We start from the raw sequence: 15,672 nt of genomic DNA on the forward strand, positions 1-15,672 counted from the left end.
CTTAATTTTTTATAATTTTTATAATATGTGTTTGTTCATTATAGGAAAGTTGTAATAAATAGACGCCTTTCGCTAAAAACGAAATATCTTTTACCGGATGTAATTTTGAAATAATAGCTGTTGAAACTACTTGTCCTAATAAGTTATAAATAACAACCTTCACTTCTTCTGAAGCTGTCGAAAATTTAAAGTTTAGTTCGTTTTCTACAGGATTGGGAAACGGCTGTATATGATCTAAAACTAACTCAGGAGTTTCTTCATTTAATAAATTAAAAATAGTTTCAAAATCAGGAATTCCATAACCTTCCTGTTCGGTTGGATTCAAAAATAAATGTGCCGATTCCTTTATTAATTGTATTATTTCAGCATTTGTTTTTTCAGGAAAAGCCTGCCATAAACAAGCCACAACACCTGTTAAAACCGGTGATGAAAACGAAGTTCCGTTAGAAATTGCAATATTTCCAGCACTATTAATTACAAAAGCCATAGCGCCTACAGCACAAACATCTGGTTTTATTCTTCCGTCAAAAGTAGGTCCGTAAGAACTAAATGGCGCAATAGTTCCAAAATAAAATACAGCTCCAATACTTAGTACCGAGTTAGCATCAGCAGGAGCACTTATATAACGCCAATTACTATTACCTTCATTTCCTGCAGAATTCACCACAATCATACCGCGTGAAAAAGCAATTTCAGCACCACGACTAATAAAAGTAGTTTCCCCATCCATATCTTCATACGAATAATTATAAGTTGGGTTGTCAAAAGTAGTATAACCTAAAGACGTATTGATAACATCAACACCTAAACTGTCTGCTTTTTCAGCAGCTTCAACCCATAAACTTTCTTCTAAAGGTGTTTCATTAGCAGCATCTTCAGTAATAAATAAATAGAATTCAGCATCAGGCGCAGTTCCTACAAACTCATTTTCAATAGAACCCGCTATGGTTGATAAAACAGTCATTCCGTGAGAATGACCCGTATAAAAATTAGAATCTCTATGTACAAAATTGTAACCTCCTAAAATTTGGTTGTTATTTCTAATGCGTTCAAATGCTGAAAAAGTATCAACATTTGGAAAACCAGCATCAATCACAGCTATTTGCATTCCTTCACCAGTGAAATTATTTTCATGTAAAATTTCGCCCTTTAATTGTTTAATTTGACGCTCGGTAGTTCCGTAATTAAAATCGATTGTAACTTCGAATTTATTATTTTGATGCACTATTTTTTTTGAAGTGGTATTTTTGGTTGAAGTATTCAATGATTTATTTGCAAATTGAACGTTGGCAACAAAATCATGCTTCATTAAGTTTGAAATAGCTGTTTGCGAACCTTGCACATGCAAAGCATTCAACCATTTTGAACGTGCTAAAATTTTAATTCCTTCAGTATTTTTAATTTGAAAAACATAGGATGCTTCAACTGGAATATCTTTAAAATCTAATGAAATATTGTAACGCATTCTTCGATCTAAAGAGCGCTGCGTTAACATTTTTAAAGGTGCATTTATAAATTGTTTTTCACTTGGCTTGTCTGTAAAATACACCCAAGCATCTTCAGTTTGAGCAAACAAACTGCATACGGATAAAAATAGTGTAAGTATGAGTAATTTCTTTTTCAATTTTTGTGGGGTCTAAATTATCAACTAAATTTACTGCTTTTTATTGAGTTAAAAACTCAATATTCTGTAAAAAATTATGAAATAACTCCGGAACCTAACAACTCATCATTTAAATACCAAGCTACAAACTGACCTTCAGTAATGGCAGATTGTGCATTTTTAAATGCAACATACATTCCTGTTTCAACTTTATATAAAGTAGCTTCTTCTAATTTTTGACGGTAACGAATTCTTGATAGCACCTCCATAGAAGCGCCATTTTGCATTGCTAAATCGGTGCGAATCCAGTGTAATTCTTCATTAGAAACAAACAATACATTGCGGTACAAACCTTTGTGGTTTTTACCTTCACCTGTATAAATTACATTTTCAACAACATCTGTATCTATTACAAATAACGGTTCTTTTGTTCCTCCAACGGCCAAACCTTTACGCTGTCCTTTGGTGAAATAATGCGCACCTTGGTGTTTCCCTACAACTTTTCCATCACTTATAGTGTACTCATATTTTGTGCTGAAAAATGCTAATTCTTCTTCTTTAGAATGAAAGGTTGGAATTTCACGATTGTAAATTGCTGAGTCTTCAGGAATTTGAACAATTACGCCTTCCTTAGGTTGTAATTTTTGCTGTAAAAACTCTGGCAAACGCACTTTACCAATAAAACAAAGTCCTTGAGAATCTTTTTTATCGGCTGTAATTAAATCTTGCTCAGCAGCAATTTTTCGAACTTCAGGTTTGGTTAACTCGCCAATTGGAAACAACGCTTTTGACAATTGTTCTTGTGACAACTGACATAAAAAATAAGATTGATCCTTATTATCATCTATTCCTGCCAATAATTTATAAACAGGTTCATCGTTTATTTCTTCTTCCCCTTTTCTACAGTAATGACCCGTTGCCACATAATCAGCACCCAAATCCAAGGCGATTTTTAAAAATACATCAAATTTAATTTCACGGTTGCATAAAACGTCAGGGTTTGGCGTACGTCCTTTTTCGTATTCGTTGAACATATAATCAACAATACGTACTTTATAATCTTCGCTTAAATCAACTACTTGAAACGGAATACCTAACTTTTCAGCAACAATCATTGCATCGTTACTATCTTCTAACCACGGACATTCATTAGAAATGGTCACAGAATCATCGTGCCAATTTTTCATAAACAAGCCGATTACTTCATAACCTTGCTCCTTTAATAAATAAGCAGCAACACTACTATCAACACCTCCTGAAAGTCCAACAATTACACGTTTCATTTTTAAAAAATTTAGTTTGCAAAGTTACGCATTACTTTTATAATGAAAAGTTAAACCTTTGGTGCATTTTAATTAAATTTCACTAATTCCAATGAATTTAGGACTTGTATGCTTAAAAATTTATATAGAGCATAGAAATTTCATTAAAAACAGCGCTGTTCTCGATACGATTTTTTATCAAAAATCACTCGAACTGACGTTTTTACGATATTTAAATAGCCAAAATGCACAACGAATCAGTTAAATATCTAAATAAATTATTGGGATTCGTTTTTTTACTGAAGTCGTGTTATTCAACAACTATATAAAATTGTTATTTACCCAACTTCAACAGGAAATTTACCAACTTGTCCCCACTCCGACCAAGAGCCATCGTACAACGCTTTTTCGTTGTCATTTACCAATTCAAAAGCCAATAAAATAATACAAGCTGTAACACCTGAACCACAAGTAAACACCATTTTTTTGTGCTTACATTTTAAGTTTAAAAGAAGATTTTCTAATTCCGATTTTGACTTCATTTTACCGTTTTCTAATACGCTACTGTAAGGAAAACTAACAGAATTTGGTATATGACCTGCAGCCATTCCTAATCTTGGTTCAGGATTTGTCCCTAAAAAACGAGCTTCAGAACGTGCGTCTAAAATTAGCACATCTTCGTTTTGAAGATTGTTTAAAATGAATTTAGAGTCGCTAACCAGCTCCGAATTATAATGCGATTCAAACGTTCCTTTTTCAAACGTTTTATTATTCTTTTTCTCACAAGCAAATCCGGCATCTTTCCAAGCCGTTAAACCTCCATCTAAAACAGTCACATATTGATGTCCCATTGCTTTAAACATCCAACGCGCTCTCGGACTTGTGTAAATTCCTAGATTATCATAAACAACAATAATACTGTCTGAATTGATTCCTAAATTTTGACACTCTTTTGAAAATACCTCAGGACTAGACATCATATTAGGAAGTTTATTTTCCTTGTCAAAAAATACCGTTTCCATATCAAAAATTCGAGCATCTTTAATTTGAATATCAATATATTTAGGCTCTAAATTTGAAACATTTTTTTTTGGACTAGCATCTAAAATTACTAAATTTGGTATGTCTAAATTCTGAGAAAGCCATTCTACTGAAACTATTGGATTTAATGTCATAACTACAATTATTGTTTTAATGTATTGGTGTCTGGTCGTACAGATTTTCCATCGTCATAAAATTCCCACTTCCCTGCTTTTTCATCATTTTCATACATTCCTGTATAAATTAATTTTCCGTCCAAATTATAATATTTTGCCAAGCCTTGTAATTTACCATCAACATAACTTAAATCATCAATTAAAACACCATTATCTGCAAAACGCTCAACCTTACCGTGTAACTTTCCATTTTTATAATGTAAAATCTCCGTTGGAATTCCCGATTTATAAAAGGTTTTTGAGATGCCATTTAAAACACCATTCTCATAATTTTCTTCTGAAACAATTGTAATCCCATCCTTTTGAAAATAAAGCCATTTACCGACTCTATTTTTACCATCCATTTGCCCTTTGCTTTCTAAAATCCCTTCTTCTGAATAAAAAACAACCTCAGCCAAATTAGTACTTTTTGAAAAGGTTTTAACTAAAATAGGATGTTCAGAACTCACCATACTGTAATACTTAAAAACACCTACTTCTTTACCTGCTTCAAACTGACCTTGGTAACGAATTCTTCCATTTGGGTAGTCTTTTTTCCAAACGCCAACTCTTTCTCCTTTTGCATTCAATTTATTAATTTCTTCTTGTGCAGAAAGTGATAAAATTCCGCTAAACAAAAACAGCACTACAAATTTAAACTTCATTTTATTGTTCTTTTATCGTTTTTACCCAAGCGACTAACGCATTGTATTGTTCTTTAGACATTTCAGCTTCTTTATGCAATAATAAATAACTTTTCAAAGGCATTTCATGAGATAGCAATACTTCTTCAAAATTTTTTAAAATATGTTCTTTCTGATACTTGTTATAAGCGGTCCATTCTGAAAAATTTAAATGCGCTTTACCATCATTTACGTGACTTGCCAAATACCACGAAACAGGTGCAATTTCACTATACCAAGGGTAAACTGTTGAGTTTGAATGACAATCGTTACACGAATTTAGTAAGATTTGTTCAACTTCATCAGGTACATCTATAACTGTTGAAATATGATTGATATTGTTTTTGGAATCATTTTTATGAGGTCGTATAAGCTGTATTAAAATAAAAACAACCACAATACTCAAGAGTACTTTTTTCATAAATTATAGTTTTAATGCATCTATATTTAAATAGATTTGCTGTAAAATTACGTTAAATAAAAACCATTATGTGCCTTTTACAACATTCAAAATAGTTCGTAATTTGTATTTTTAAAGTTTAAAGATAAATATTCTTTTTTTACATTTAAATTTTTATTTCATATGGGAATTTCAAATTTTTGGTATTATACACTTGTAATTGTAGTAATTGTGCATATACTTATTGCTTTTGGATATTTAATGTACAAACTTTCACCCAAAAAGAGAGATAAAAAGAAGAATGAGAATTAAACATTGATATTTTGCTAAAACTACAAACATTGACTAAAATTTATTTAAATGAACAGCTTGAAGCCATGCAAAATGCAAAACGTGAAAATCGTTTACGTGTTGCCAATTTGGTATTGGAAAACCCAGCGTTAATGCCTTTTTTAATTGAACAAGTTTTTGAAATTGAAAATAAACTATCAATAAAAGCTGCTTGGACTTTAGAGTTGGTTTGTGAGCAACAATTAAATTTACTAGTTCCTTATTTAGCTACTTTTGTAACTAAAATTAACACACTAAAACATGACAGCGCTGTGAGGCCTGCTTCAAAAATTTGTAACTTCTTAGCCATTGCTTACAAAGCAAAAAAAAATCCGCTTATTACTAAAAATTTAACTTCAGAACATATAAACCGTATTATTGAAACAGGTTTTGATTGGATGCTTAGCAACCACAAAGTAGCTACCAAAGCTTATACTATGAATGCCTTATTTTTACTAGGAAAAAACACAGATTGGGCACATCAAGAATTGAAACTTATCCTTGAACAAAATATTCCAAAGGAAAGTGCGGCATATAAAGCACGGGGAAAGATAACTTTAGCACTTATAAACAAAAAATAAATGTAACAATTATCGGTTAATTTCATTAATTTTGCATTTTTCAACACAAAACTAACAAATGGCATTAACAAGTTTAAACGCAATATCTCCAATTGATGGAAGATACAGAAGTAAAGTAGAAAGTTTAAGTCCTTTTTTTTCAGAAGAAGCACTTATTAAATATAGAGTAAAAGTAGAAATTGAATATTTTATTGCATTGTGCGAAATTCCTTTACCACAATTGGAAAATTTTGACAGTTCACTTTTTCCGCAGTTAAGAGCAATTTATATTGATTTTACTTCAGAAGATGCTCAAAAAATAAAAGATATTGAAAGCATCACCAACCACGATGTAAAAGCCGTTGAATATTTTATTAAAGAAAAATTTGATGCTTTAAACCTACAAGCTTTTAAAGAGTTTATTCACTTTGGATTAACTTCACAAGATATTAATAATACTGCAATTCCATTATCTATTAAAGATTCTTTGGAAGAAGTATATTACCCTTCTTTAGATGAGTTGACTTTGAAGTTAGCTGATTTAGCAGAAGAATGGGATGATGTTCCTATGTTAGCTCGTACACACGGACAACCAGCTTCTCCAACACGTTTAGGAAAAGAATTGTTTGTTTTTGTTGAAAGAGTAAATCAACAAGTATTGCATTTACAGCACACTCCGCATGCTGCAAAATTCGGTGGAGCTACAGGAAATTACAATGCACACAAAGTTGCGTACCCAAACATTGATTGGAAAGCATTTGGAACTCAATTTGTTGAGGATATTTTAGGTTTACACCACTCTTTCCCAACAACTCAAATTGAACACTACGACCATATGGCTGGTATTTTTGATGCAATGAAACGTATCAATACCATTATCATGGATTTAGATAGAGATATATGGACTTATATTTCTAGCAACTATTTCAAACAAAAAATTAAAGCTGGTGAAGTTGGTTCTTCTGCAATGCCACATAAAGTAAACCCTATTGATTTTGAAAATTCAGAAGGAAATATTGGAATTGCAAATGCATTGTTTGAGCACTTAGCTGCTAAACTTCCTTTATCTCGTTTACAACGTGATTTAACAGATTCTACGGTATTAAGAAATGTAGGTGTTCCTTTTGGACATACATTAATTGCCATTGCTTCTACATTAAAAGGATTGAATAAGTTACTTATTAACAAAGAAGCCTTTGAACAAGATTTAGAAAATAACTGGGCTGTTGTTGCTGAAGCTATTCAAACAATTTTGCGAAGAGAAGCATATCCTAATCCTTATGAAGCTTTAAAAGGGTTGACACGTACTAATGCAAAAATTACGCAAAAATCTATGGCTGATTTTATTGATAGTTTAGAAGTTTCAACTGAAATTAAAACTGAATTAAAAGCAATTACACCAAGTAATTACACAGGAATATAAATTAAATAGCTATGAAAAAGATTGTTTTAATATTTTCAATAATTGTACTAGTTATAAGCTGTAAAGACGAACCTTTAAGCGCTGACCGATTTAAGACGGGAACGTTTGAAATTCCGGCAGGGAAAGGATACGAAAAAACAATTATTGTAAGGAAAGACTCTCTTCAAATTGAAACTTATGAAGATAGAATAGATACGCTTTCAATTTCTTGGAAAAACAATTTTAACTATACGTTAAAGATGATACATCCAAAAACAGCTATTGACGAAGATCCTATTCATATTAAAATTACGAATATTGAAAAAAACTCATACGAGTTTGAAGCTGTAATTGGACATTCAAATTTTATTCAAAAAGGAGAAATTATTAAAATATTAGATTAAGCTATGGAGATTTTTTTACAAGCCTCTACGTGGATTGCGTTATTGACGCTAATTTTTTTAGAAATTGTATTAGGTATAGACAATATTGTATTTATATCTATAGTTTCTAACAAACTTGAAGAAAAAGACAGACCAAAAGCACGTAACATTGGCTTGTTATTGGCTATGGTTTTTAGAATAGCACTACTGTTTGGTATTTCATGGGTGCTAAAATTACAAAGTGTTTTATTTGAAATTAATACATCTTGGCTACAAGCAGGAATTACAGGTCAAAGTTTAATAATTATAGCTGGTGGTGTATTTCTACTTTACAAAAGTGTTGCTGAAATTCACCACAAATTAGAAGGTGAGGAAGAAGGTACAAAAGCAAAAGCGAGCAAAACTATTTCAAGTGCTATTGTTCAAATTGTGATGCTAGATTTAGTATTTTCATTTGACAGTATTTTAACAGCTATTGGGTTGGTAAGTTTTGATGCTACTCCTGTAGGTTTTGGTTATTTTGGCGGAATGTCAATCATAATTATTGCCATTATTGTATCCATTATCGTTATGCTCATATTCGCAGGCCCTGTAAGTCAGTTTGTAAATGAGCATCCAACTATTCAGATTTTAGGCTTGTCGTTTTTATTACTAATTGGTGTTATGTTATTGGCCGAAGGTTCGCATTTAGCCCATTTTGAATTTTTCGGAAATCCTGTTCATAGCATTCCAAAAGGATATTTGTACTTTGCAATTTTCTTCTCTTTGTTCGTTGAATTTATCAATTTAAAAATGAAGAAAAGAAAAAACCCTGTAAAGCTTCATAATGCAACAATTGTTGACGAAAAGCTAAAGGACCGTAATTTATTAGATAAATAATCACGTTTTTATTCTTAAAATAGAACTTAATTAAAATGAATTTAAAAGACACTAAAACAACAAACACCTTGCTATTGATAATAGTAATACCGCTTGTTTTTTATATTTTGAAAATATTATCTTTTATTTTTATTCCGCTGATTGCTTCTATGTTTATTGCGCTCATTTTTTTACCATTGATGAGATGGTTTAATAAACGACATGTACCGAAATTCATAAGCATCTTTGTAATCTTAATTATTTTCGGACTTATTTTTAAAATTAGTGGAGAATTAATTAAACTATCTAGCAAGGAGCTAATGGCTGTTGATACTGCTTTCTTAGATAGTGCTAAATTAAAGCTAACCAATCTAATCGTAGCTGTACATCAATTTTTTGGTATAGAATATATGGCAGACGGTAAATCTGTTTTTTCGAATTTTATTCAAGGTGAAGACATTTCAAAAAACTTTGGAACAACGTTAGATTTTATTAGAAAAACGCTAACAATGACTTTAATGACCGCTTTTTTTGTGGTTTTATGGCTCGCTGAATCTATCAATTTTGAAAAACTACTAAACAATACCATATTAAAGCAAAAATATGCTTCTGTAAAAACGTTTATGAAAATTGAAAAGGATTTAATTAAATTTATTAAAGTTAAAATTCTTGTTAGTTTATTTACGGGTATAGGAATAGGCTTGGCGTGCGTATTTTTTGATGTAAAATTCCCTATTTTTTGGGGCTTATTTGCATTTTTAATTAATTTTGTACAAATGATTGGTTCTTTTATATCAGTCATTTTATTAGCCATTTTTGCATTTATACAATTAGATCCCACAAGCACTTTGTTCTTTTTTGTATTAAGTATTACGGGGGTTCAAGTGCTATTTGGAGGTGTTTTAGAACCAGTTTTTATGGGAAAATCCTTTTCTATAAATATTATTACAATTTTAGTAATGCTAATGCTTTGGGGCTATATTTGGGGAATCCCAGGACTTATTATGGCAATACCTTTAACTGTGTTTATTAAAATTATCTTAGAGCAAAACCCTAAAACAAAACTGTTTGCGGGTTTCTTAAGTGGCAAACAACAGTAAAAATTTCACTCTTTTAAAAGCTATAAAACAAAATTAAAGTTATAAATGTTACATAACACTGTAATGTTTATGACGATTCGGGCAACTTCCCTCAGCTACTTTTGTATTGAACTAAAAAAATACAAAAAATGATGCGAAGTAAACTCACTATCTTATTTACATATTTATTGGTTAGCTTTTCAACAATAAATGCACAACAAGAAATTTCTACTTCTTTAGATGCTATTTTAACAAAAGCGGCTAAAAATAACTTTACCAATAAAATTTCTGATGAAGATTTAAATGCCGCAAAAGCAGCGTACAATCAAACAAAATCGGTTTTTTTGCCAAACATTAATGTTTCATATTCAGGAATTGCAACTACCAATCCGTTAATGGCATTTGGTTCAAAATTAAATCAAGGAATTTTAACTGCTGCAGACTTCAACCCAGATTTGCTAAACGATCCTGATAACACTACAAATTTCGCAACAAAATTTGAAATTGAACAACCTATATTTAATATGGATGGTTTTCATATGCGTAAAGCGGCGCGTTCAAAAATGAATGCGGTTGAACTACAATCGTTAAGAACAAAAGATTATATGGCTTTAGAAGTTACAAAAGCCTATATGCAATTGCAATTAGCTTATAAAGCTGTTGAAGTATTAGAAACTGCAAAAGCTGCTGCACTAGCCAACAAAAAAATAGCTGATAATAACTTCAAACAAGGTTATGTACAAAAAGCCGATGTGTTATTGGTTGACATTCATGTGACTGAAGTTGAAAATCAGTTACAAAACGCAAAAAGTAATATTAAAAATGCTTCAGATTATGTACATCATTTAATTGGTGAAACTAGTGAAGGTATTTTAAAACCATCTGACATTTTAAATGCTGAACTAGATTTAAACTTGTATAACGCAACATTTTCTAATGAAAGAAGTGACATAATTGCGATGGAAGAAAGCTCAAACGCTTATAACCATATGTACAAAGCTTCAAAAATGGGGTATGTCCCAAGGTTAAATGCCTTCGGAAGTTATGAAATGTATGACAAAGATATTTTTCAGGTAAACTCTGGTGGTTATTTAGTAGGCGCCCAATTGTCTTGGAATGTTTTTGAAGGTTATAAAAGAGTTGGAGAAACTCAAAAAACGAAAGCTGAATTTAACAAAGCTTCTATTAATTATGATGCCTACAAAAGTAAAAGTGAATTAGAATTTAACAAAGCTAAGCGTCAGTTAAAAGATGCTGAAAATACCTTACACTTAACAAATTCAGCCGTTGAACAAGCAAATGAAGCTTTAAGAATTAGAACCAACAGATTTGAACAAGGGTTGGAAAAATCTTCAGATTTATTAAATTCTGAAACACAATATTTACAAAAACAACTAGCATATTTACAAACCGTTTTTAACTACAATTTCACCAAAGCTTACGTGGAATTTTTAACTAAATAAATTACTACACTAAATTTATACAACATGAAAAATATTACAAAAATAATAGCTATTGCGACTTTAATTTTTATGACAAGTTGTGGAGAAGATAAAAAAGAAACAGTTGACAACAGACCTACTGTAAATGTAAAAGTAAGTACTCCTTCTTCTGAAAACGGAAATTTTATTACCGCGAGTGGTAAAATTGAAGCCGTACAAAATGCAAATATCAGTACTAGATTGATGGGGTATGTAAACAACATTCCTGTAAACGTTGGCGACAAAGTTTCAAAAGGGCAACTTTTAATTAGTATTAATAGTGCTGATATTACAGCACAAAAAGGACAAGTTGATGCCGCTATTATTGAAGCAACTGCTGCCTTAAAAAATGCTGAGAAAGATTACAATCGCTATAAAATATTATTTGCTGATAGCAGTGCTTCACAAAAAGAACTAGATGATATGACTGCCAATTACGATATGGCAAAAGCGCGCTTAGAAGCAGCAAATCAACAAAAAAAACAAGTAAATGCGCAATTATCTTATTCAAACATCACTGCCCCTTTTAGCGGAATTGTAACTGGAAAATACATTAACAAAGGAGATATGGCAAATCCAGGAATGCCTTTGTTGAGCATTGAAACTCCTGGTAATTTTCAAGTAATTGCAATGGTTCCTGAATCACAAATTACTCAAATAAGTGAAGGAATTAAAGTAAATATTCAAGTAAAGTCTATCAACCAAATTGTAACTGGTAAAGTTACCGAAGTTAGTTCTTCAACCAAAAATACAGGCGGACAATATTTAGTGAAAATTGAATTAGACAAAACCAATGTTAATTTACTTTCAGGAATGTTTACATCAGTACATTTTCCTGTAGAAAAAACAAATGAAACAGCTCCGGTATTAATTGCAACTTCAGCTATAGTTACAAGAGGAGAGTTAAACGGAGTTTATGTAGTTAGCCAAAGCAATACTGCATTATTACGTTGGTTGCGTTTAGGCCGTGTGTATGGAGATCAAATTGAAGTGTTGTCTGGCTTGTCTTCAAACGAACAATACATATTAACCGCTGAAAGCAAATTAGTGAACGGTGCAAAACTTAACATTCAATAATTATGAAGGAAGGATTAGCTGGTAGTATTGCCAAAGTATTTATAAATTCAAAATTAACTATTTTACTAATGGTCATGTTTATGGTGATTGGAGTGTATAGTTCATTTTTGATACCAAGAGAAGAAGAACCTCAAATTGATGTACCAATTGCTGACATTTTTGTGAGCTATCCAGGTGCAAGTCCGCAAGAGGTAGAATCTAGAGTTATAAAACCTTTAGAAAAAATAGTTTCGAACATTAAAGGAATTGAGTACGTATACTCTACTTCAATGAACGAACAAGCTATGTTAATTGTGCAATTTTATGTGGGTGAAGATATTGAGCGCTCGTTTGTAAAATTATACAATGAAATTATGAAGCATATGGATCAAATGCCGCAAGGTGTTTCCATTCCTTTAGTAAAAACAAGAGCTATTGACGATGTTCCTATGTTAGCCTTAACGTTATGGAGCGAAACCTATGATGACTATCAATTAAAACAAGTTGCCAACGAGTTAACAAGTGAAATTGAAAAAATAAACGACGTTGCTATTACCAAAAAAATTGGAGGAAGAAACCGTCAGGTTCGTGTGGTGTTAGACAAAGATAAAATGGCTGAAAGTGGCTTGGATATGTTGAGTATTACTCAAAAGATTCAGGCAAACAATCAACAATTAAATTCAGGAAGCTTTGATAACAATAATACTGAATATTTAGTAAATACTGGAAATTTTTTAAGCACTATTGAAGATGTTGAAAATTTAGTAGTTGGCGTACAAGAAAATCAGCCAATTTATTTAAAACAAATTGCTAGTATTACTGATGGACCTGAAATCCCAAAAGAATATGTATCTTTTGGTTACGGAAAAGCAAACAAATTATCAGAAACCTATACTTCTGAATATCCTGCAGTAACTATTTCAATAGGAAAACGAAAAGGTGCTGATGCAATGAAAATTTCAGAAAAAATCTTAGGAAAAGTAGCGTACTTAAAACAAGATTTATTACCTGATGATGTGCATATGACCGTGACTCGTAACTACGGAGAAACAGCATCACACAAAGTTTCAGAGTTATTAATGCACTTAATTGGCTCAATTTTAGCGGTAACAATTGTGGTAATGTTGGCAATGGGCTGGCGTGGAGGATTGGTTGTTTTCTTATCAGTTCCTATTACATTTGCTATGACGTTGTTTAGCTATTATATGCTAGATTACACCTTAAACCGTATTACATTATTTGCCTTGGTTTTTGTAACGGGTATTGTGGTTGATGATAGTATTATTATTGCCGAAAATATGCATAGGCATTTTAAAATGAAACGATTGCCTTTTAAACAGGCTGCTTTATACGCTATTAATGAAGTTGGAAATCCTACAATTTTAGCAACATTTACAGTAATTGCATCTGTATTACCAATGGCATTTGTATCTGGTTTAATGGGGCCTTATATGAGTCCGATGCCAATTGGAGCTTCAATCGCTATGATTATTTCATTATTTGTAGCTTTAACAATTACACCTTATTTAGGATACTATATTTTAAGAGAAAAAGAAACACAAGAAGATAAAGAAGAAAAAGGTTTAGAAACTACCTTAATTTTTAAGATTTACAATAAGTTTGAAAAACCTTTAATTGAAAACAAGGCAAAACGTTGGGGATTCTTAGGTTTTACATTTGTACTATTATTAGGTTCAATGGCATTATTTTACACCAAAGGTGTGGCTGTAAAAATGTTACCGTTTGATAATAAAAACGAATTTCAAGTAGTGGTTGATATGCCTGAAGGAAGTACTTTAGAAAATACCTCTGCAGTTACGCGTGAAATTGCAAACTACCTTTCGCAAAGACCTGAAGTTGATAATTACCAAAGTTTTGTAGGAACCTCTGCTCCTATTACATTTAACGGTTTGGTTCGTCATTACGATTTACGTGGAGGCTCTAATATGGCTGATATTCAAGTGAATTTAATCGATAAATCACAACGATCAGAGCAAAGTCACGATGTCGCTAAAAAACTAAGAGCCGATATTCAAGCTATAGGAAAGCGTTTTAACGCCAATGTGAAATTGGTTGAAGTTCCGCCAGGGCCACCAGTATTATCAACAATTGTTGCTGAGGTTTATGGTCCTGATTATAATGAGCAAATTAAAATAGCGAAACAATTACAAAACATTGTGGCTACTACTGATGATATTGTAGATGTTGATGACATGGTTGAAGCAGATCAAACAGAGTATAATTTTGTGGTAGATAAAGAAAAAGCAATGTTAAATGGTGTAGCTCCTCAACAAATTGTTGCAACGTTAAAAATGGCATTGTCTGAACAACCTATTTCAACATTGTATAACGAAGCTTCAAACGATCAAATTGGATTGGTATTGGCTTTGGATGAAAAAGAAAAATCATCTATCAACGATATAAAACAAGTAAAAGTTATTTCGCAAATGGGAATGGCAATTCCTATTGGAGATTTAATTAAAGTTGAGGAAAAAATTAGAGAAAAATCTATTTTCCGTAAAAACCAAAAACGTGTGGTGTATGTAATTGCAGATATGGCAGGTACATTAGAAAGTCCGGTGTATGGTATTTTAAATATGAGCGATCGTTTAGATGAAATTTCAGTTCCGGCTGGTTATCAATTAAACGAAGAATTCAACCAACAACCAGAAAATGAAGATGACTACACGATAAAATGGGATGGTGAATGGCAAATTACTTATGAAGTTTTTAGAGATTTAGGAGCTGCTTTTGCCATTGCAATATTTGTAATTTACTTACTAATTGTAGGTTGGTTCCAAAACTTTAAAGCGCCACTTGTTATGTTGGTTGCCATTCCACTATCAATGGTTGGAATTATGCTAGGGCACTGGATTTTAGGCGCATTCTTTACGGCGACTTCAATGATTGGTGTTATTGCTTTAGCTGGTATTATGGTGCGAAACTCAGTATTACTTATCGACTTTATTGAATTGAGGTTAGAAGATGGCGTTCCGTTAAAACAAGCCGTTATTGAAGCAGGAGCCGTTAGAACTACACCTATTTTATTAACAGCTGGAACGGTTGTAATTGGAGCATTTGTAATCTTGTTTGACCCTATTTTTCAAGGATTGGCAATTTCATTAATGGGTGGTACAATTACAGCAACCATATTAACATTATTGGTAGTTCCATTGGTGTATTATATGACTGAAAAACATAAATACGAGGATAGAAAGTAAAAGTTAATTGTTATTCTGAACAGCAAAAGATGGTTCTCAATTGTTCAGAATGACAAATTATAAAAAGTTCGTCAACCTTAACTTGTTTCAGGTTCTCACAAAAATTAGATGCCAATATCATGAGATTCTGAAACAAGTTCAGAATGACGTTTAAAAAA

The 15,672-nt window shown here is 31.8% G+C and carries 14 protein-coding genes; 9 read left to right on the top strand and 5 right to left on the bottom strand.

Annotated features, from left to right (window positions below; all coding sequences use genetic code 11):
• Nucleotide 1: 1 nt before the first annotated feature.
• The 5 genes from CHB67_RS15750 to CHB67_RS15770 form a co-directional block, all read right to left on the bottom strand.
• Nucleotides 2–1,624: a S8 family serine peptidase gene (locus CHB67_RS15750; RefSeq protein ID WP_245813582.1), complete on the bottom strand. Its 1,623-nt coding sequence runs from the start codon at nucleotides 1,622–1,624 to the stop codon at nucleotides 2–4.
• A 74-nt stretch (nucleotides 1,625–1,698) separates the two neighbouring features.
• Nucleotides 1,699–2,886 carry a tRNA 2-thiouridine(34) synthase MnmA gene (mnmA, locus tag CHB67_RS15755; protein ID WP_089382760.1) on the bottom strand — a complete coding sequence of 396 codons (1,188 nt, stop codon included), beginning with the start codon at nucleotides 2,884–2,886 and terminating at the stop codon, nucleotides 1,699–1,701.
• Nucleotides 2,887–3,203: 317 nt separating this feature from the next.
• The gene (locus CHB67_RS15760; RefSeq protein WP_089382761.1) at nucleotides 3,204–4,040 is read right to left on the bottom strand and encodes a sulfurtransferase; all 837 of its coding nucleotides are present in this window, start codon (nucleotides 4,038–4,040) and stop codon (nucleotides 3,204–3,206) included.
• Between the two features lie 8 nt (nucleotides 4,041–4,048).
• Nucleotides 4,049–4,726 carry a toxin-antitoxin system YwqK family antitoxin gene (locus CHB67_RS15765; protein WP_089382762.1) on the bottom strand — a complete coding sequence of 226 codons (678 nt, stop codon included), beginning with the start codon at nucleotides 4,724–4,726 and terminating at the stop codon, nucleotides 4,049–4,051.
• A 1-nt stretch (nucleotide 4,727) separates the two neighbouring features.
• Nucleotides 4,728–5,165: a heme-binding domain-containing protein gene (locus tag CHB67_RS15770; RefSeq protein ID WP_089382763.1), complete on the bottom strand. Its 438-nt coding sequence runs from the start codon at nucleotides 5,163–5,165 to the stop codon at nucleotides 4,728–4,730.
• Between the two features lie 162 nt (nucleotides 5,166–5,327).
• Between CHB67_RS15770 and CHB67_RS17415 the strand changes: the two genes are divergently transcribed.
• The 9 genes from CHB67_RS17415 to CHB67_RS15810 all read left to right on the top strand — a co-directional run bounded on the left by CHB67_RS17415 (nucleotide 5,328) and on the right by CHB67_RS15810 (nucleotide 15,514).
• Nucleotides 5,328–5,456 carry a hypothetical protein gene (locus CHB67_RS17415; protein ID WP_262494292.1) on the top strand — a complete coding sequence of 43 codons (129 nt, stop codon included), beginning with the start codon at nucleotides 5,328–5,330 and terminating at the stop codon, nucleotides 5,454–5,456.
• 29 nt (nucleotides 5,457–5,485) lie between these two features.
• Nucleotides 5,486–6,055, top strand: a complete 570-nt coding sequence (locus CHB67_RS15775; RefSeq protein WP_089382764.1) for a hypothetical protein — start codon at nucleotides 5,486–5,488, stop codon at nucleotides 6,053–6,055.
• Nucleotides 6,056–6,113: 58 nt separating this feature from the next.
• The gene (gene purB, locus CHB67_RS15780; protein ID WP_089382765.1) at nucleotides 6,114–7,457 is read left to right on the top strand and encodes an adenylosuccinate lyase; all 1,344 of its coding nucleotides are present in this window, start codon (nucleotides 6,114–6,116) and stop codon (nucleotides 7,455–7,457) included.
• Between the two features lie 11 nt (nucleotides 7,458–7,468).
• A complete protein-coding gene (locus CHB67_RS15785) occupies nucleotides 7,469–7,840 on the top strand; it encodes a hypothetical protein (protein WP_089382766.1) in 372 nt (123 codons plus the stop codon).
• A gap of 3 nt (nucleotides 7,841–7,843) precedes the next feature.
• Nucleotides 7,844–8,698: a TerC family protein gene (locus CHB67_RS15790; RefSeq protein ID WP_089382767.1), complete on the top strand. Its 855-nt coding sequence runs from the start codon at nucleotides 7,844–7,846 to the stop codon at nucleotides 8,696–8,698.
• 35 nt (nucleotides 8,699–8,733) lie between these two features.
• Complete coding sequence (locus CHB67_RS15795) at nucleotides 8,734–9,777, top strand: AI-2E family transporter (RefSeq protein ID WP_089382768.1); 1,044 nt, start codon at nucleotides 8,734–8,736, stop codon at nucleotides 9,775–9,777.
• Nucleotides 9,778–9,905: 128 nt separating this feature from the next.
• Complete coding sequence (locus tag CHB67_RS15800) at nucleotides 9,906–11,219, top strand: TolC family protein (protein ID WP_245813584.1); 1,314 nt, start codon at nucleotides 9,906–9,908, stop codon at nucleotides 11,217–11,219.
• Nucleotides 11,220–11,243: 24 nt separating this feature from the next.
• Entirely contained in the window at nucleotides 11,244–12,314 is a 1,071-nt protein-coding gene (locus tag CHB67_RS15805; protein WP_089382769.1) for an efflux RND transporter periplasmic adaptor subunit, read from the top strand.
• Between the two features lie 2 nt (nucleotides 12,315–12,316).
• Nucleotides 12,317–15,514 (top strand): efflux RND transporter permease subunit, encoded by a 3,198-nt coding sequence (locus CHB67_RS15810; protein WP_089382770.1) that lies wholly within the window; start codon nucleotides 12,317–12,319, stop codon nucleotides 15,512–15,514.
• The last annotated feature ends 158 nt before the right edge of the window (nucleotides 15,515–15,672 follow it).

Source organism: Lutibacter agarilyticus, from assembly GCF_900188235.1.
Taxonomy (GTDB): Bacteria; Bacteroidota; Bacteroidia; order Flavobacteriales; family Flavobacteriaceae; genus Lutibacter; species Lutibacter agarilyticus.

Excerpts from the sequence above, each read along its gene's own strand:
- mnmA (WP_089382760.1), bottom strand. The coding sequence starts at position 2,886 with ATGAAACGTGTAATTGTTGGACTTTCAGGAGGTGTTGATAGTAGTGTT.
- CHB67_RS15760 (WP_089382761.1), bottom strand. The coding sequence starts at position 4,040 with ATGACATTAAATCCAATAGTTTCAGTAGAATGGCTTTCTCAGAATTTA.
- CHB67_RS15765 (WP_089382762.1), bottom strand. The coding sequence starts at position 4,726 with ATGAAGTTTAAATTTGTAGTGCTGTTTTTGTTTAGCGGAATTTTATCA.
- CHB67_RS15770 (WP_089382763.1), bottom strand. The coding sequence starts at position 5,165 with ATGAAAAAAGTACTCTTGAGTATTGTGGTTGTTTTTATTTTAATACAG.
- CHB67_RS17415 (WP_262494292.1), top strand. The coding sequence starts at position 5,328 with ATGGGAATTTCAAATTTTTGGTATTATACACTTGTAATTGTAGTAATT.
- purB (WP_089382765.1), top strand. The coding sequence starts at position 6,114 with ATGGCATTAACAAGTTTAAACGCAATATCTCCAATTGATGGAAGATAC.
- CHB67_RS15785 (WP_089382766.1), top strand. The coding sequence starts at position 7,469 with ATGAAAAAGATTGTTTTAATATTTTCAATAATTGTACTAGTTATAAGC.
- CHB67_RS15790 (WP_089382767.1), top strand. The coding sequence starts at position 7,844 with ATGGAGATTTTTTTACAAGCCTCTACGTGGATTGCGTTATTGACGCTA.
- CHB67_RS15795 (WP_089382768.1), top strand. The coding sequence starts at position 8,734 with ATGAATTTAAAAGACACTAAAACAACAAACACCTTGCTATTGATAATA.
- CHB67_RS15800 (WP_245813584.1), top strand. The coding sequence starts at position 9,906 with ATGATGCGAAGTAAACTCACTATCTTATTTACATATTTATTGGTTAGC.
- CHB67_RS15805 (WP_089382769.1), top strand. The coding sequence starts at position 11,244 with ATGAAAAATATTACAAAAATAATAGCTATTGCGACTTTAATTTTTATG.
- CHB67_RS15810 (WP_089382770.1), top strand. The coding sequence starts at position 12,317 with ATGAAGGAAGGATTAGCTGGTAGTATTGCCAAAGTATTTATAAATTCA.